Raw genomic sequence first — 18,545 nt, forward strand, 5'->3', positions numbered from 1 at the left:
TTTAAATCAGCTGTAAAAGCTCATCGTATTCGGTTTCAAGCATCTGCTGCTTGGATTTTTGCTCATTGGATTCATCAGGACGATCGTTATTTTGCACGGGAACTTGATTGTAATCCACCAATTGCAAACTCAATTGATAAATTCTTTCGCTTAAGTTGAAGATCAACTTCTTGATGAACTCCCCGTTTTTGCCTTCGACAAGTTTTGGATTGATCTTCGCAAGCTGAGCTTTGGCCATTTGCCAATCCCGATTACGCATACTTTGAATGCCTTCGCCACGGATATAAAGATCTGTCTTATTCTCCAAGAGTCCTGAGTTGCGGATTAAGTCATCCACCCACTCGGTGTATTCACGAGCGAATTGGGGAACATTACGCAAAAGCATTCCGTTATTTGTATCCATATAGAAACTGCGCACATCTAAATTCGCGGAACCAATCAAGACGTCATCACCAAAAACAGAGACTTTTGAGTGCAAGGAAAGCTTTCCACCTTTGTCATCAGTTCCTTTGTATTCCAAATACTCAAACGTCGGAGCTGATTTGTTTTTTCTGCGGTAGACGTCAAAGAAGGCCCGCAATTGGTATTTTGCGAAAACGTTCATAAAGAACAAATCCGTTGATTGCTCGGAATTCGTGATGAATGTCACTTTCACGTTTTTGCAATTCCAACGACCATCGAGCATTTTCCCAAACGCACGTACAAGATTTGCCGGAGGCATATAATAAGCGCTATGGAAAATCACGCGCTGGCTTTTTCCCGTTGTACGGGAAACTTCACAGACGTTTTCAAGTTCTTTCATCCAAGCTGCGTGGATGTTTTTACCGTTAAGCTCTTCACGATCTTCTCCCCACGGAGCCCAACTGCGCTTAGAAGCCCCATAGATGCGATCTTGGTTGCTTTGATCTTTATCGACAAAACTAAATGGTAAGTTCTCAACATAGTACGCCGCCATTTTCTGTGCATCGCCGTCAGAAATTTTAAAATGTTTGTCTGACGGTTTTCTGACATATTCACGGTAGAAGGTGTCCGCCTTTTGCTGCCATTCTTTTTCAATGCGCGTCTGACGGTCTTGTTGCACAGTGAAGGAGTTTGCCGACACACGGTTCGACAAGCAACTTGCTAAAGCAGAGCGATTTTTACCCATTTGTGATTTGCAAGACTCAAGACTTTGTTTTAACCAGTCTACATTCACAACCCAGTCATGAGGCATGAAGCTATAGGCGTCGTTGGCTGTCCACACCATCGGTTTGTAATTCCAAAGACGGTCATAGGCGTTGGCAATATCACGTCCACCGCGTGTGATGTTGGCAAAAAGATCGGTGTCTCTGAAGATATATTTATCTGTGAGATGATTCTTTTTCATATGATAAGAGTTTTCGATGTTACGACCACCCAATTGCACCATGCGATCTTCTAGCAAGATCATTTTATGGTGCGTATAATCCGTGAAATGAAGCCAATCATTCCAAGAGTGAGGTTTGGGTTGATCGAGTGGCACACGTCCATACACCTCATAAAGAATGGGATTCAGTGTACTTCCCATAAAGACCATACCTAGAGCGATCTTCAAACGAGCAATGTAATTGCCGTCGATTTTATTCTCTTTAAGAAGTTTCAGATTTTTGAAGATAGATTCGAGATCTACATCTGCCGCAGCTGCGACATTACGTTTTTGCGAATTACTCCAGCGATGTGACACACTGAAAGTTTTAAGATCCAACTCTTGCCCGCCCATGATCGCGAGCTTTAACAAATCTAAGTTCTGCGCATAAATCGCAGAAAGCAAAAGACGTGCATAGATATCGGCATCTTTGGCATTTCCCGTTTTAATTTGCGCCCATTTTGCGTCTGAACAGTCACTGGCTTTTGACTTCGCGTCCTTCTTTGCACAAGGCATTGTTAAGAAACGCGCATCACGAATCATCAAATCTGTTGGCTTTCCGTAAAAACGAACCTCTAGATTTCCTCTTCCTAATTTTTGCATCAAAAGAAGTTCATCTAAAGTTTTGTAGTTCACAAAGAAGTCCAAAAGAATGCGCACTTTCACACCGCGAGCCGTGGCTTTTAACAGCTCTTCCGTCATCACCGAGGACGAGTGATCATGGCTATAGATGTAATAAACCAAACGAATGGTCTCACCGGCTTTAGCCGCGCGAATCATTTTGATCTTGGATTCAAATGCGTCATCGTTATCCACTAAAACTTCTGTGTCAGAAAGACGTAGATCTTTGGTGGAAGAAAACTTATCCAGTTCTTTTTGTGTGATCAGGTCCATTCCTGACAAGAAGGAATTAGGCTCACGCGTAGAAGACGGCGTCACCGTGGTGCATGAGTTCAATGCAAAAACAGCACAAAACAGAAAACCAATTTGTTTTTTCATGATTTGGTACTCCAACAAAAACTTATCGGAGTCCGAGAGATTCTCTAAATAGACCTAAGGTTAGTGCTCGCTCAGTTCGATCGAATGACCATCGGGATCTAACACAATGGCTTTCATTCCGTCGGGCATCTCTGTCGGGTCCAAAATGCACATGGCCCCGGGTATTTTCATCAGTTCTCCGACAGTTTTTTCCAAATCTGTAATCCTGAAACCCAATTGCAGACTGGGAATTTGAGATCTCTGCGCATTTTGGATGGAGTATAAAGAAAACTCCACAGCGTTGTGAACGGCTCTGTGCACTTCACTCCCCTTATCAACTTTTGACGCTGTAAATTGAAAGCCGATAATTCGATAAAATCCCAGCATGTCCTGTAGGCGCGGGGTATTTATTGTGATAGAAGTGATTAACAAACTCATTGGTCTATTATCTGAATCGAGGCATTATGAAACAAGAAAAAATTTATCTGAAAGACTATAAAGCCCCTGCTTTCACTGTGGAGTCAGTGAACCTCGACTTCAACCTCAATGAAGACTTTTGTCGAGTCATCGCAAAAAGCCAAATAAAAAAAACTACTTCCGGAGCTGAGCTGCGCCTGAATGGCGAAGAATTGAAGCTTGTTTCCGTGAAAATCAATGGAGCAGCTTTAGGTCCAGAGCAGTACCAAGTGACAGCAGAGGAACTCATCATTCCAAGCGTTCCCGATGTTTTCACCATGGAAATCGAGACGGAACTGCAACCTCAGAACAACACTTCCCTTGAAGGCCTCTACAAATCCAGCGGTATTTTCTGTACTCAATGTGAGGCGCAAGGCTTTAGAAAAATCACTTACTTCTTCGACCGCCCTGATGTGATGACGTCCTACTCCGTCACTATCGAAGCTGACAAAAAGAAATACCCAGTGCTTCTTTCAAACGGTGATCGCATCAAGATTGAAGATCTTGGCAATGGTCGCCACAAAGCTTTCTGGCGCGATCCACACAAAAAGCCTTGTTATCTTTTTGCGTTGGTTGCCGGAGATCTTGGTGTGATCCGTGATACGTTCACAACTAAATCTGGTCACAAAGTGAACTTGGAAGTTTACGCCGCTCACGGAAAACAAGAGCGCTGCTGGCACGCTATGGATTCTTTGAAAAAATCCATGAAGTGGGACGAAGACACTTTCGGTCTTGAGTATGATTTAAATGACTACATGATCGTTGCTATTGACGATTTCAATGCGGGCGCGATGGAGAATAAAGGTTTGAACATCTTTAACTCTCGCCTGGTGCTGGCTGATTCGAACTCGGCAACAGACGTCGACTTCCACAGCATTGAATCTGTTGTTGCGCACGAATACTTCCACAACTGGACAGGCAACCGTGTGACTTTGCGTGATTGGTTCCAACTTTCTTTGAAGGAAGGTTTGACTGTCTTCCGTGATCAGGAATTTTCAGCTGATATGACGGATCGTGGAACGCAAAGAATTGAGGACGTGGATGCTCTTCGCGCAGGACAGTTCGCAGAAGATGCGGGTCCGAACGCCCATCCTGTTCGTCCAGAGTCTTGCATGGCTGTTGATAACTTCTTCACCATGACGATCTATGAAAAAGGATCTGAAGTCATCCGCATGATGCAAACGATTGTGGGTCGTAAAGGCTTCCGCAAAGGCATGGATGAATACTTCAAACGTCATGATGGGCAAGCTGTCACGACGGAGGATTTCGCTTCTGCGATTTCTGAACCGAATGGCAAAGACTTCACTCAGTTTAAACGCTGGTACAACCAATCGGGGACTCCGGTTGTGACAATCACAGAGAACTTTGAGCCTGCCAAAGGTGAATATCACCTGACATTGGAACAACACTGCCCGCCGACTCCGAATCAACCTAAAAAAGATCCGTTCCACGTTCCATTGATGATGGGTCTTTTGGATAAAGCCGGTAATGAGTTGAAATTGAACTGCGATAAGATCCAAGTAAACTCAGACGGAAAAAATCTGATCGAGCTTAAAGAAGAAAAAGAAAATTTCGTCTTTAAAGGACTTTCCGAGCGTCCGGTGCTTTCAATCTTGCGTGAGTTTTCGGCTCCCGTGAATTTGAAATGGCAAGCCAGCCAAGATGATCTTTACTTCTTGATGGAGAAAGACACGGATTCTTTCAATCGCCGTGAGATGGCACAAAAAATCGGTATGGGCGTCTTGCATGGGCTTATTCAGCAAGCTCGTGCAAAACAACCGCTGGTTGTCGATGCAAAATACTTAAAAGCATTAAGCGCTATCATCCGTGATGAGACGATGGATCCAGGCTTTAAGGCAAAAATGCTTCAACTTCCAAGCTATGCGATTTTGGCGCAAGAAGAAGCCGTTTTGGATGCCGAGGCTTTCCACAAAGCTCGTATCACTTTGCGTACGGCGATTGCCCGTGAAAACCGTGCGCAGCTTTTGGATATCTATCGCAAATATCATGGCGTAGAACCAAAGAGCCGCAATACGAAAGTTTTCGGTCACCGCTCATTGAAAAACCAAGCTTTGGCTTACCTTGCCGACCTTCGTGATCCGGAAATTCTAGAGATCGTGAATAAGCAATACTGGGAAGCCCAAAACATGACGGATCGTATGACGGCAATGATGATTTTGGCGGATGCAGAGACTCCTCTTCGTGAAAAAGCTCTTCAGAATTTCTATGAAGAGTGGAAAAACGATTCTGTTGTGATCAATAAATGGTTCACAACTCAAGCGACGTCTCACCGCCCACAAACGCTTGAGGACGTCAAAGCTTTGACGAAACACCCAGCGTTTAACATCACAAATCCTAACAACGTTTATTCATTGTTAAGAGCTTTCGGTGCGAACATTGTGAACTTCCACGATCCAAACACTAACGCTTATGAATTCTATGCGGATAAAATTTTGGAAATCGATGCGAAGAACCCGCAAGTCGCAGCTCGCCTGTGCGCGGCCTTTAACTTTGTCCAAAAGTTAGATCCTGCGATGAAAGAAAAAGCCATGAAGCAGATCAAACGCATGGTGGCGGTAGAAACTCTCTCTAAAAACTCAAGAGAGCTTTTGCAGTCCGCTTTGACTTAACCTTCCTTTCCCGACCAGGAAGGTCGGGAAACAGCTCGCTCACGGACGGCGGAAGATCGCGCCATTGTCTCTGCTGATCGAAGTTAATCCCTAGTTAAACTTACTTCGTTCGGCAGTGTTGCAAGAACTCTTCACGAGTTTCCTGGCGAGATTTAAAGTGCCCACGCAAATCCGCCGTTGAAGTTGTGCTGCCTGTGTCTTCAATACCTCTCATAATCACGCAATAGTGTTTGGCATTGATGTGAACCGCGACGTGCTCCGTACCCAGAATGTACTGCAAGCAGTCCGCAATTTGCTTCGTCAAACGCTCTTGCACCTGAGGACGGCGCGAGAAGTACTGCACGATGCGATTGATCTTTGAAAGACCGATAACTTTCTTGTTGGGAATGTAAGCCACTGTCGCCCATCCGTCGATTGGCAAAAAGTGATGTTCACAGAACGAAAGACAGCTAATATTTTGGACCACGATCATCTGATCGTAACTCATTTTGTTTTCAATCACCGTCATTTTGGGGAACTTCTTAGGATCAAGACCACCGAAAACTTCGTTCACGTACATCTTAGCCACGCGATGAGGTGTTTCTCTTAAGCTGTCGTCTTCCAAATCAAGGCCCAATGTCTCCATGATATCCGTGAACTTCTCAGTGATCTTTGCAATTTTTTGCTCGTTGGAAAGACCATTGTGAACCATCGGTGTGGGGCGAACATTTTCTAAAATCTTACGAACCTCCACTGGAATTTCGTGAGCGTGTTCGTCTGTCGTGACGGGCTTTTTTGCGGTTTTTTTCTTTGTTGTTTTAGCCATGATACTACCTTAGGTGAAAAGCCCTCTTATGCCTTAAAATCAGGCGGCGCGAAAGCACTAAGTCGATTTTGTTTAAACTTTCTTAAGGTCCTGAGAATTCAACCACTGACGGATTAAATCCTTTTCAGAAGCCGAAGTCCCCTCGAAATGAACGCGAATATGGTCCTCTTTGACATCAACAACACGCGCCTTGCAGCTGATGTCGTTGATTTCAGTCAACTGCAGAGCCACAACGTCCCCCGATTTAAAGGTCGCAGAGCCCGGAATGGTGATGCGCGCACCCGTATAGGAGAGGTCGATGGTTTGTGTTTCAGCTCCGCCTAAAACCACGGACGAAACAATAGCAAAACGATCCCCTGTGGGAGCGAACCAGTTTTGACGGCGATCCAAGTAAGGGTAACGGAAAAAATAGGACACCGTTCCCACGATAAATATAACTAAAAGACAGTCTAAGAGCTTTGCAGAACTAACGATAGGATCCACCGTATCCATCTCGCGCACCAGACTCACACCTGTTGAAATGACAAAGACAGAGCACAGGATAATTCCCAAAACCCAAGAGGATTTGTGACGAACCAAAAGGCTCACTCCTGCGCCAAAAATCAAAATCCAACTGAAAACGCTAAAAACCTGCGCTCCGGTTCGTTGAGACATCATCATATCCAACACAGGAGCCATAATAAGCACTGCAGCAGCCATCTGCACAGCGCGCGGACGTTCTAAGGTGGTGGTCTTTGTTTCCATGGAACACTTATCGGTTAAGAACGCATGTTGATATAGATTTTTATTGATTCTCAACTCTCGTCCAATAGAATTTGTGTCATTGTGAGACACTTTAAATTTTCATACGCGTTTTTCATCCTTGTTTCTTTCATCCTTGCAAGCCAGGCACAGGCTTATCCCGATTTTATCGGCTATAGCTACTCCTCTTGCATCACTTGCCACTACAACGGCCTGGGCGGAGGCGGACTGAACGATTACGGTCGCGCCCTCTATGCGACAGAGATCACAGCCCGTGATCCTTTCTTTCCTAAAAAGATGGAAGAGGAAGAAATCGCTGCCAAGTCAGGTTTCTTAGGCTCTAAGCCTATGCCTTGGTGGATTCGTCCGGGGCTCAAGTATCGCGGTCTTTGGTTGCAAATGGATCCGGGATCAAAAGCCTCCATGGAGCGTTTCATCAACATGCAAAATGACGTGAATCTCACGTTCTTTGGCGACAAAAAACAAACGTACACGTTGGTGACGACCACGTCTTACACAGGGATTGAGCCTTATTACGGAAAAACAAATACGTGGTTTGCGAAGGAATATTATATTCGTTGGAAAAAGAGCAACAACTTCTGGCTCTACGTGGGTCAGATGGATAAGGCGTTTGGTATTCGCAACGTGGATCACACGGCTGTGAACCGTAAAGCAATCACACTGGGACAGTTTGATCAGTCTCAAGGAGTCATTGCGCACTTCACTTATCCAGATTGGGATGTCGCTGTGAATGCCTTCTTTGGCAATGGTGCACAAGAAGATGCTGAGAAACAAAAAGGGTTCTCTGTCGCTGGCGAATATCAAGTGTTTGAGAAGTTTAAAATCGGTGGTTCGGCGTTAAGCTCACAAAGTGATCTTGCGAAATGGAATCTTTTAGCCTTCACCACTCGCATGGGGCTTTCAAAAGGTTCGGCAATCATGGCAGAGGCTGGCTTTAAAGAAAAAACCGATAAGCTTGCCAACACCAAAGCGCAATTGGGAACTTATGCCCTGGTTGAAACGATGGTGAATCTTACTCGCGGTTACAATCTTCTTTCGGTGATTGAACATAGCAAGTCTGACATTAGCAAATCGTCTTCAGAAAATATGAAATGGAGTTTGGGGGCTTTGATGTTCCCACTTCCCCGCTTAGAGCTTCGCGCGATGGCGACGAATGCAAAAACTTATACGGACTCAACAGGCGCTCAAGATGCTTGGGCCTTGCAAGGTCAAATTCACGTGTCTTACTAGGAGAGAGCCATGAGAAAAATCTTTCTTTTTCTTTTCTTAAGTTCTTTGCTGGCTCACTCGTCCTTTGCGCAAGAAGCGGCAACGGAAGAAGAAGTGGCACCAACGACAGAAGCCACACCTTCTGAAACAGCGACTCCGGCAGAAAATTCTGCGGCTCCCACAACAGAGCCGACAGCAACGACAGAAACTCCTGCACCTGCAAAGACTGCAGCGCGCGTGGTTCGTCCTAGATCTTTGCAATCATGGGGTGTCGGGATTTCAGCTTTGCAGTGGAATGAAACTTTGAAACTGCAACAAGGTATTACGGCTGATAAAGACGTTGCAAACTATAACGGACTTATTCTTACGGCCCAAAAAGAAGTGACTTACTACCGTTGGGGTTGGAGCTTTGGTGGCTTCGTGGGTGCTGGTCGCGCGAATGGCGGCGGCAATAGCACCGTTATTAGCTACGAAAAAAGCAAAGTGGCTTTTACAGTTTACGGTATTGCTCCACGGGTGTTTTATCGTTTATCTGGAAGAATCAACGCCGGATTATCTGCAATGGCATTCATGAAGAATGTTGATTGGCCTAAAGATGCTACGAACCAAACGATTGATTCTGGTCGCAATCTGAATGTCATGGGAATGGCTGATTTGAATGTTCGTCTATTTCAGAAGTGGGAATTTTACTCTGGGATTGGCCCCCTCGCTGAGGGAGCCACTCTTTGGAAAATCGGTGTGAATTACCGCTTTTAATTACTTAACGGGGACGGCCACGTGAAGTGTGATTTCGTCCTCGACACCGACACCCATGTAGTTGATGTCTTTGATATCAAAATCAGTCAAATTCAATTTGAAATCAGCCTTGAGAACTTTACCTTCTACTTTGTAAGTTCCGGCGATGTCTTTTTCAACACCTCTGATTTTGATTTTGCCAGTACCTTTACCGCCTTTTCCTGTTGCAGAAACAAGAACGGCTTCAGGAAAAGCTTTCGTATCAAGATATTTTTGAGTGTGTTTGTCTCTCAATTCCACACCTGTTTTTAAGCTCTTCAAATTCACAACAATGTTTTCAGCCGACACTTCGTCGCCTTTCACTGTTGCTGCACCTTTTACTTCGCCTGTTTTCGCTTTAAAATCCCCCATCGGATTTAAAACCACATCCACAGTCACACTTTGTGCCATCGCGGTGTATGAAAGCCCCATAGTTAGAAACAAAGCTGCAAAAAACTTCATTTTAAGATCCCCCTAATTTTTGGTGATTGTTTTTCTCTTTTTAAAAATTATTGAATGCTGTTAATCCAGTCAGCGATGGCTTGAACCTCAGCCGCACTGATGCTTCCACCTGATGGCATATTCTTCGTGCCCGGTCCTGTTGAACCTTGCAAACGATAATAAAGCTTCGAAGCTTCAGGACTTCCTTTAACGACCCATCCATTGCCCACAGCTTTAGACTCTGTGATATTCACGAAGTTTGGATCGTATCCACCTGACTTATGACAGCTGATACATTTTGCATCGATGATTGCTTTAGCCGCGACGAACTTAGGATTCACAACATCGCCGCCACCGGAGCCACCGTCGTTAATCAACGATGGATCGAAAATCACATTCGCAATCATATTGTCATTGGCAACATAGCGAGACATGACGTTGAGTTCTGAATTCGTCAGCTTTCCTTTTTTGTAAAGACTGTCACCGCCATACACAACGTACTCATACACTTGTCCGCCAACAGGCGCCGAAGAAAGACTTCTCAATGTGTAAGAGTAATCAAAAGGGGCTCCCGTTTTTTGTACGGTTCCCGACTGAACGACACCATTCACCATCAAAGAAATGTCAGAAGCTTTTGCTCCGAAGGAAGCTGCAACAACCATTTTATCACCGCTTGATGGGAGTGGAACTTCAAGGTATTCCGTGTAACTTGTGCCTACAGTATTCAGACGAGTCGCACGAATTTTTCCCGCCACCACGGAAATAGAAGATTCATCCACACCGGCACCGGATCTCACGTTGGCCAATGTTCCTGTTGCAGATCTGTCGGCTGCAACAACGATAGAGACTTGATCTCCCCAAACTTGTTTGTTCACGAAATTAGGTTGGCCCGGTTTAGACCACAAAGAAAGTTCTTCAGATTCTAAAAGTGCAGGAAGAGTTTTCGCATCGAGAGCTTCGCGAGATTCAAAGAGACCTTGTTCGTAGAGAACCTGATCTTGCAAGGCAAAGTCACTGCAGTTTTGGAAACCCAAAACTAACACCACAGCCGCACTACCCGCGATCAGCGCGCTTTTCATCCCAGCTTTCATCTACTTTTCCCCCAAAACGAACTCTTTTATTGTAACTGCCACCCTGGTGATTCGCAAACTTGAAGTGCCAAAGCTCGCCATCTTTCCAGCGGTGTCTCATTTTTCACCGCCATAGCTCGATCCAACTCCAGAAGCGAATTAATCACAAGATCAGAGGGTTCATCACCGCGATAAAAAAGACCATAGACCTGTTTCGCTGCACTCGCATTCGGAGCCGTCGGACGGTTCGAAATTTTTGCGAGAACAGCGTTCACGCCCTCATCCATTCCTAAGACATTCTCACAGAACTGAACGCGAAAGGATTCACGTACAGTATTGTCATCAACGTGAGTAGAAAGATTCGCATTCGAAATATCTCCACCACAATCACGACCTGAATAAGAACTATAAGGATTGCAACCTAGACCATACTGCGCACCCCGATTGATAATCCATTGATTGATCAGCGCTTCTAAGTTGGGAACAGGTGCTGCTGGATTCGTAAATACTTCGCGCACCAAAGAGGCGACGTACTCGCGATTCCCCACTTGGATTTTTTGCGTCGGTAAGACCACGTCTTTTTGCGCCGGATGGTTTAAGTCTGTGGAACCTTCAGAACCCAATGAAAGATTCATTGAAGACATGTCCAATGCCTGGAACTCTCCCATCTGCCCGCAGTTTTGGTACATTTGAGTGAGCACAAGACCCGACAAAACAAGAGTGAAGATTTTCGTTTTTTGCGATTTCAGCATCTTCATCTTTATTACCCCACGATCTTCGCCGTTTTTAAAACGCGCAGTTGACCGTTGTTAAGCTCAACCAAAGGAGCTGCCAAATTTTCATAAGGATTTTTGGGAACACGTAAAAGAGCTGCAACAGTGGAAGCCGCCATCGTCGGAGTAGGACGACCTTTTTGATTGTAATCATCAATCGCGGCCCCAATACCTTGAGTTCCCGTATATCCACCACCATGACCGGATTTTTGAATATTACCGACAACAAAAGGACCTTTTTGAATGGCACCTGAAAATACGCTCGTCACCATTTGATTAAATCCGTGATCACTGCCCGTGCCATTTGCACGCGCACTGCGATTGAATTCTGAAATCACTTGCACCACAGTTTCTGACCAAAGGTTTGTGCTATTGGTTTGAACTTTTTTAAGCTGATCGATCAACTCTAAAAGACCTGCAGCTAAAGCGCGGTAGTAAGCCGTTGTGATAAGAAGCCCCGGAATGGCTCCCGTTTCATGCATGTCTTTGATCGCCGTATGCACGGCCTGTGCGCCATTGGCGGCATCTTTCAAAATCACATTCGCCGGATCACCCATTTGCAAATTCAAAGACGTCACAAGATTTTCTTTTAAAACGTATTCAGCAAGAGCTAAGCCCTCTGCCAAAGAGCCTGGAGCTGTCATGTTCTTCACAGACTCGCGCAAATCGAAGTCACTGCTTACAAGCAAACGACGATTTCCGTCGGCTACGTGCACGCCCCAATAAGCTCCACCATCAGAAATCATCGGCACATCGCTGATTCCCATCAAGCCTGACTGACGCATACTATTTTCAATCACAGCCCTGTAGCGAGCCACGGCTGGATTCCAATAACCGTCAAGATTGCCCGTGCCTTTTTTCATCAACTCTGAAGCATTGGAAAGATTTTTCGCTAAAACAGTTGAACCGTTAAAATCCGATTGAGCATAAGCACGCAAACGAGCTTGCGCTAAATCATAAGCATCACGATTGCGGTCTTTCAAAGAGCGACCTTTCACACGGCCACCTTGCGGACCACCGAACCCCTCAAGCAATGAATACAAAGGATTTCCTGTAACTTTGTTAAGAGCTTTTCCTTTTGAAGAAGTGTAAGTTCCAAAGTCACCGCGCTCAGGCCATTCGACGGCTTCAAAAGTTTTTGAAGAGTAATCGGCAGCAAGACCTAAAACAGAAGACACACCGCCGACCGGTGCTTGTTGAGCTGTAGCATTAAAAGGATGTCCGTCGAAACCCGTTCCGAATCCACGAATCACCAGCATGTGATTAAGAAGATCGGTCAGAGGTCTTTGTGCGCCTGCACTGTTAAAGACGGAGTGAGAAAACATATGCGGCACAAGAACGCCGTTATAATTGAATGTCGCATTTTCTACTCCAACAACACGACCGCCGGAGTTCACGAACTTTGTGGCTACCATTGGATTAAAATCAAGCATGGTGTCATTCACGTTCGTGCGCATCCACGCATCAAAAGCGTAGCGCATCGGTCCGCCCGCCATAAGAATATTAATATAATTACGTGCGCCAGCGTTACCGCTCGCTTCGGCTTGTGCTTGTTGGATAAAACCGGAACTTAAAACATTGAGCAGTCTTTCCAACGGAGTTGGAACAAGGGCCGCGGCGCCAGCAACAGCACCACCTGCGATAAAACCCCTTCTTGATAGTTTATTTCCATCCCCCATGTAACGCCCCCAAAATTATTTTTCTCGATAATTCACGCTGCGATAGTATTTTGAAGCCATGATATCTTTAATCAGCAAACGAACAGACTGCGTTTTCTGAAGCTCTTCGCCAAGATATTCAATAAACTTTCTATCATCCATAGCTTCTTGAGATAATTTACGATTCACTTCTGCGTTTGCAGGATTTGTACGGTCATAAAGAGCGACTTGAATTCCCGTAAAGAATTCAAAATATCTTTTCGCCGCACAATAATAGTAATCCTTCGTCTGCGTCATCGCAGCACCAAGGCCCGCAATATTGCTAACCGGTTTATCGACAAGCTCTCCTGTCATAGATCTAAAGAACAAACGACCCGTCGGAGTTTGACGATGGAAATTCGCAACAGGCTCTGAAGGCCATCCACCGACCGACGCGAATTCAGGACGATAACTTGTTACATGAAGAGCCGTTTTTGAATTCGTTCTGGAACCTTGGGACATCACGAAATAGTCCGAATTCGCCACGACCAAGTTACGGGCCGTGTAAGCCATCGGATCTAAGGTTGCATGGCACATCACGCAGCTTGCAGAGTTTCTAAAAGGTGCTGAAGAATTCCCTACGACATATTGCTTAATATCCGATTCACGCAAAGCAGGAAGTTCTGCGCATAAGAATGAATTCATATTCGTCTGTGACCAGCGACGAGGAACTTTTGTTGAGCCATTAGCTTCAACTCCACGGCCATGACCGTAGTTGAGCATAAAATAAATAGGTGTCCCTAAAACGCCGCCACCAAATGTTTTAAACAGATCAAAGCTGTAATTCAGCCCCGGTTGGTCGTTACCGCGCTTATCATCTCCCAACGGATGCAAAGAGACGTTTGGAATATTCGCGTTCTCACCTGTGAGACGAATACCCACAAGTTCACCGACTTCAATTTTCGGAAGATTGACGAACATTGAATTCGTTGTGTCTGAATTTCCGTCAAATCCACCTGCGTACGATCGGAAGTTAAAAAGATTTTGATCAAAACCACCGTTATTTCCGTACATCAAGCGACCCGGAAAGTTGACGTTCCAACCAATCATATTTTTGACGGCCATGTTTTCTTCGCGTTGGGCATGAACGCCCGTAGAAAGAGTCAAAACGTCAGAATATTTTGCGTTACGCGCAAACATCGCGCGCGTAAGAGCAAGGCCTGGTTCCGTCGTGTCGTAAATATCAATGGTTCCGCGCGAAAGCTCTGCGCTGTATTCTTGAATCTGATCAACAGTATTGGCCGAAAACCAACTGCGATGAAAGTTATAAAAGTTATTGAGGATCGAACGAGCTTCAACGTCGTTGCGATTATAAAGAGGTCCTGTTGGATCCAGCTCTGCTTTATCCAATAAAGCATTGCAGGCGTCCAAGGCCCTCATCTTCCCGGCACGAATCTGCGCCATCGTTCCATTGCCGAGTGGAACGGGTTTTCCAGTTAAATGAGAATAGCAACGGTTGAATAGGCCTACTTCAGATAAAGTTTGCCCAAAGGCAGACGACGTCGCCACGAGTACTATCAAAAAAGTACCGATAGTTTTGGACACGGTCATTCCCCCATTGAATAATTCCGCGATATATTCATCTTATCGGACTTGGGAGCAGAAACACGACCGTGCTTCTCACATTGAGACAACTTTTTAGAAACTAAATGTTTCCACCACGTTCCACACACGGTTTTTATGGTAAATTTTCTATTCTATCTCTTTCAGTTCCCTTCTTGAAACACTTTAGTTTCATTTTGATTATGTCGATAATCCTCTTATGAAGATCTTGATTACAACATTGTTGCTTACATCTTTGGTTTCACCGGCATATGCCTTCAAAACCCTGGTCGTTAAAAACGATCGGGCCCTTATTGACTTAGAAGGCGAAGACCTTAAGGTCGGCGACAAACTCGGAGCGCGCAGCCCCGACGGCAAACCTCGCGCTCTTCTTGAAATCAAACAAGTTAAAGACGGTAAAGCGGTGGCCCTGATTTTAAAAGGCCGCATGCAAAAAGATTTTAATGTCGAGAGGTACACTCCTGGCGGTTCTGCGGCCAAGTCTTCGACGGCGCCTACAAAATCAGTGTCGAAATCCAAATCCGCTTGGGGTCTCACTGCGGGTTATGCCATGAATAAGATGACCGTAAAACCCAGTGGTGCTTCTTCAATCTCCCTTTCAGGAAGCAGCTTTAACGTATCTGGTTTTTATCAACTGCACCTTGATGGTGGCTTTAGCGCTCGTATTCTTGGTGGCTATGAAACATTGCAAGCCTCCGGTTCTTCTGCGGCGGCTTCTTGCTCTGGAAGTTCCGATTGTAAAGTGGAACTTAGCTACTTGGGTCTCGAAGCATTGGTGCGCTATTCTTTCATTCGCTCACAAAGTATGGATGTGTGGGCTGGCGCCGGTTTAGGATTTCTTTTTGCCATTGGCAAATCCAGTAACGTTTTGGATACAAGCAAAGTCAGCACGAATCAAACAATCGTCGGTTCTTTGGGTTTAGATTACCGTTTGAAAGGTAACAATTTTATTCCTGTGCAACTCGACTATGCGATGTTCCCGGACAATAACACATCCTCTGCGAATCAAATCATCCTTCGCGCAGGATACGGATTTAATTTTTAGGATAAAACATGAAGAAACTTTTAGGACTGGCCATTGCTCTTACGGCCGTGGTTACTTCCGTAAAGCTTTCTCTTTCAAGATCGACTCCCGGCGGGAGTCTTTCTCTTTCTTCTCTTGAGTCCTCTTTAGCAAACAGAACTTACACACCTTTGAAACTTCTTCCTTTTCCAAGCACGGGTTTAAATCTTTTTAATTCTTCTGCGGAAGTCGCAAACTATCTTGAAACTTTTCACGAGCGAAAAGCCTTTAATTGGAATCCGTCGTACCCGATTTACATTCCTGCTTTTGATAATCAAAACAGGCCCTACTTAAGAAAACACGATCGCGGTCAAACGACGGCACTCATGAATGGATTTAAAAAGTATGAATTAGGTTTTTGGCGAGACCTGCCTCTAGATCTCTCCGCTTTACAAAAAAGTTTTCCTCAAACGTCCCTTGAGCAACTGGCTAACTTTAACAAACAAGACATTTTGTGGGATCCGAAGATGGCCGTCTTTGATAAGAACGACGTCTTGTACACCGTCGTACGTATTAGAACAGAGAATCCTTCGCTGAAGCATTATGTTTTGATGTATTCAAAAGACCACGGTATTTCGTGGCAGAGTAAAATCTTGTTGAGTGATGCCAATCTTCCGGAGTGGTACGACCTGGAAAGATCCTACTCTCCGAACCCATTACCTTCAACCCCAGCATTTTTGTATTATCAAAAACAAGGAAAAGCTCCCGGTTACGAAACAGGTTTTGAATATTGGCAAGGCACTGTCGGACGTCTGACTTTACAGACGACTTCATTTAATGACAAAGGCGAGCTTGTTGTCGATGCACCTGTTGAGATCAGCACTACTGCACAACCCATCGGCTATCGCAGCGGGAGTGCCGTTAAGGTCCTGCGCTCTGGTGACAAATATTTTGTGACATGGCTTGAAGCAACTTTGGATCATAAGCTTGAGAAAAATAAGAATGGTCGACCAGTGAATACAGTTCCGGACAAAAAAGGAAATCCTTATTCAGGAATTTGGGTGGCCGAGTACGACATAAAAACAAAGCTTCTTAAGAAAACAGAAGTTCTTAAAACGTGGCCTTTGAATGACAGTCATAATCAGCCCGGCATTGTTCGCACAAGTAAAGGTATTCTGCATGTCATAGGCGGAGCGCATGGGGCGCATTTTACTCATGCGTTTTCGTTAAAACCTGATTCAATCGATTCTTGGAGTGCTCCGCAATTTACGAACACAACAAATAGCGGATATTCCGCCAATTTCAATATTCCTGAAGTGCCCGGCGGCAGTCAGACCTATGTGTCTTTGGTGATCGACAGCAAAGATCAATTGCATCTTGCCTACCGTTTGTGGGCGTCAGACAAATCGGTTTTCAATGCGGAATACTTCGGCGCTCTCGCCTATCAAAAAGCGGACTGTGGTTTCTCTGATCAAAAAAACGTTTCAAAAACTTGTCGTTGGAATTATCCACAAATTTTGGTCTATCCGAATGCTCCAGAATACACACATTATTACCAAGTGATGACCATCGATAGAAAAGACAATCTGTATTTGGAATACGCGCAGATGAGACCGTACGCGCCTTATTTCTTCAAGACGCCAACAGAAGAGATGATCAATACTTCACCGATGTTGAACTCTGCCCTTTTAAAATCCGAAGACAACGGCAAATCCTGGTTCCTTGTTAACGACGAAGATTTCGCACACTGATTACTAATCCCGCTTCTTTGGAATATTTGTATCTATTGTGCTTTCCGCAAAGAACTTGCAAATTTCGAGCTTCATGACTGCCACCAATCCAACGCGAAGTTTTATGATCGATCTGCAGGCCATAAGTGCTTCGACAAATCTTTCCAGTTTGAGGATCGCGATACTGACAGCAGGTATCACGCTTAAGAATAAGCTTACGGGTTTTCGGAGTTAACGTTTTATTCCAATCATTCACCACCGCATCGGTTCTGCTAAGCGTTGCAGAATTGGTCTGAGCTGCATTGTCGTGTGAGTTTACGTCCGTTGCCGTATCTTCTTTCGATGTTTCTACTTTTGAATTCTCTGTGTGGCTTTTTCTGAAAGTCTTTTGCAAATATTGATCCGCCAGCAACTCGAATAAAGAAGCCCAAGAGGAATCCTTATGGTTTTGTTCCAACAAATGCGCCGCCAAGTCTTTGCACTGAAGAAGCTTTTGATATTGTTCTTTGCTTAAAGTGATTTCCAATCTTAAGGACTCATCCTGATGCATTTTCTGTTTTTCAAATTCTTTAACTGGTAAATCCAAAGCTAAAGCTAATTCTTTTTGAGTGTCCGGTGTCGTTTTATTTTCAATCTTTGCGACAAGTTCACGCTTTTGAAATGATGATACCTTTTGGCCGGTCGTTTTCTCTTTTTCTTTAATGGAACGGGAAAGTTCACCGATTTGAGAAAGGTTCAAAGAACCTTCTTGAATCTTTTGAGCCATAGCAGGAACTTCCTTTAAAAGTCTTGCAATTCTTCTCATGGCGGCTGATCCAGAGTAACCAAATTCTTTGATCAAATATTCATACAATGAGGAATAAGCTCTTTCCAAATACAGCCTTCTCGAATCAATTTCTTTAATATGCTCAAGAATTACATGAAGAAGCTTACGCTCTTTTTGGATAAGATCTTTTAGATTTGTTTCAAGTTCTTGATTAGAAAGTCTCTTCAATACTTGCATAAATTCCTCCATAAAATTCATAGGAAACTTATAGCATGGTTTTTTTGAACGTAATTTTATATGCCAGAGTGGTACTTTTAATTCATTCGCAGATGGAATTTATCGCTCCTATAGAAGGCGATCGGAATCTATTATGAAAAAATAAAATCTGTTATTGAGTTCGTTTAACTGAACGCGTTTTAGACCTTCAGAAAACTCGTCAAATGTTTTTTTGATTTTGTTTTTTATTATTTTTTGTCTTGTCGTTACTCCGATAATTCATTTTGC

Annotated in this window: 15 protein-coding genes; 5 read left to right on the forward strand and 10 right to left on the reverse strand. The window is 44.4% G+C overall.

All coding sequences use genetic code 11. The annotated features are described in order from the left end of the window. Position 1 precedes the first annotated feature (1 nt). Both ACLSSO_RS12120 and ACLSSO_RS12125 read right to left on the reverse strand, forming a co-directional pair. Positions 2-2,383 (reverse strand): phospholipase D-like domain-containing protein, encoded by a 2,382-nt coding sequence (locus tag ACLSSO_RS12120; protein ID WP_413942961.1) that lies wholly within the window; start codon positions 2,381-2,383, stop codon positions 2-4. A 60-nt stretch (positions 2,384-2,443) separates the two neighbouring features. Continuing rightward, entirely contained in the window at positions 2,444-2,800 is a 357-nt protein-coding gene (locus ACLSSO_RS12125) for a VOC family protein (protein ID WP_340592262.1), read from the reverse strand. Positions 2,801-2,826: 26 nt separating this feature from the next. Here ACLSSO_RS12125 and pepN point away from each other — a divergent pair, with 26 nt between their 5' ends. Then, positions 2,827-5,448, forward strand: coding sequence for an aminopeptidase N (gene pepN / locus ACLSSO_RS12130; protein ID WP_413942962.1), 2,622 nt, complete (start codon positions 2,827-2,829; stop codon positions 5,446-5,448). A 100-nt stretch (positions 5,449-5,548) separates the two neighbouring features. On the opposite strand, the gene folE is transcribed toward pepN, so the two are convergent. After that, positions 5,549-6,253 carry a GTP cyclohydrolase I FolE gene (gene folE, locus ACLSSO_RS12135; RefSeq protein WP_295899882.1) on the reverse strand — a complete coding sequence of 235 codons (705 nt, stop codon included), beginning with the start codon at positions 6,251-6,253 and terminating at the stop codon, positions 5,549-5,551. Between the two features lie 72 nt (positions 6,254-6,325). Continuing rightward, positions 6,326-6,997, reverse strand: coding sequence for a PilZ domain-containing protein (locus ACLSSO_RS12140; RefSeq protein ID WP_295899879.1), 672 nt, complete (start codon positions 6,995-6,997; stop codon positions 6,326-6,328). Positions 6,998-7,078: 81 nt separating this feature from the next. Between ACLSSO_RS12140 and ACLSSO_RS12145 the strand changes: the two genes are divergently transcribed. Further along, entirely contained in the window at positions 7,079-8,245 is a 1,167-nt protein-coding gene (locus ACLSSO_RS12145; protein WP_413942963.1) for a hypothetical protein, read from the forward strand. A 9-nt stretch (positions 8,246-8,254) separates the two neighbouring features. Further along, on the forward strand, positions 8,255-8,980 hold the full coding sequence (locus tag ACLSSO_RS12150) for a hypothetical protein (RefSeq protein ID WP_295899874.1): 726 nt from the start codon (positions 8,255-8,257) through the stop codon (positions 8,978-8,980). Here the strand turns inward: ACLSSO_RS12150 and ACLSSO_RS12155 are convergent, their stop codons facing one another. The 5 genes from ACLSSO_RS12155 to ACLSSO_RS12175 are packed head-to-tail and all read right to left on the reverse strand — an operon-like array spanning position 8,981 to position 14,530. Continuing rightward, a complete protein-coding gene (locus ACLSSO_RS12155) occupies positions 8,981-9,460 on the reverse strand; it encodes a YceI family protein (RefSeq protein WP_295899871.1) in 480 nt (159 codons plus the stop codon). It lies immediately after the preceding gene. A gap of 47 nt (positions 9,461-9,507) precedes the next feature. After that, complete coding sequence (locus ACLSSO_RS12160) at positions 9,508-10,518, reverse strand: c-type cytochrome (protein ID WP_413942964.1); 1,011 nt, start codon at positions 10,516-10,518, stop codon at positions 9,508-9,510. 38 nt (positions 10,519-10,556) lie between these two features. Next, on the reverse strand, positions 10,557-11,267 hold the full coding sequence (locus ACLSSO_RS12165) for a hypothetical protein (protein ID WP_295899863.1): 711 nt from the start codon (positions 11,265-11,267) through the stop codon (positions 10,557-10,559). A gap of 5 nt (positions 11,268-11,272) precedes the next feature. Further along, the gene (locus tag ACLSSO_RS12170; protein WP_413942965.1) at positions 11,273-12,961 is read right to left on the reverse strand and encodes a twin-arginine translocation signal domain-containing protein; all 1,689 of its coding nucleotides are present in this window, start codon (positions 12,959-12,961) and stop codon (positions 11,273-11,275) included. Between the two features lie 15 nt (positions 12,962-12,976). Then, positions 12,977-14,530 (reverse strand): hypothetical protein, encoded by a 1,554-nt coding sequence (locus tag ACLSSO_RS12175; RefSeq protein ID WP_413942966.1) that lies wholly within the window; start codon positions 14,528-14,530, stop codon positions 12,977-12,979. A gap of 211 nt (positions 14,531-14,741) precedes the next feature. Between ACLSSO_RS12175 and ACLSSO_RS12180 the strand changes: the two genes are divergently transcribed. Next, a complete protein-coding gene (locus tag ACLSSO_RS12180; protein ID WP_413942967.1) occupies positions 14,742-15,587 on the forward strand; it encodes a hypothetical protein in 846 nt (281 codons plus the stop codon). Positions 15,588-15,595: 8 nt separating this feature from the next. Next, positions 15,596-17,296: a BNR-4 repeat-containing protein gene (locus ACLSSO_RS12185; RefSeq protein ID WP_413942968.1), complete on the forward strand. Its 1,701-nt coding sequence runs from the start codon at positions 15,596-15,598 to the stop codon at positions 17,294-17,296. Here ACLSSO_RS12185 and ACLSSO_RS12190 read toward each other — a convergent pair. Next, positions 17,271-18,278, reverse strand: coding sequence for an HNH endonuclease signature motif containing protein (locus tag ACLSSO_RS12190; RefSeq protein WP_295899846.1), 1,008 nt, complete (start codon positions 18,276-18,278; stop codon positions 17,271-17,273). The genes ACLSSO_RS12185 and ACLSSO_RS12190 overlap by 26 nt on opposite strands. Positions 18,279-18,545 lie beyond the last annotated feature (267 nt).

This window comes from Bdellovibrio sp. HCB-162 (genome assembly GCF_047344985.1).
GTDB lineage: Bacteria > Bdellovibrionota > Bdellovibrionia > Bdellovibrionales > Bdellovibrionaceae > Bdellovibrio.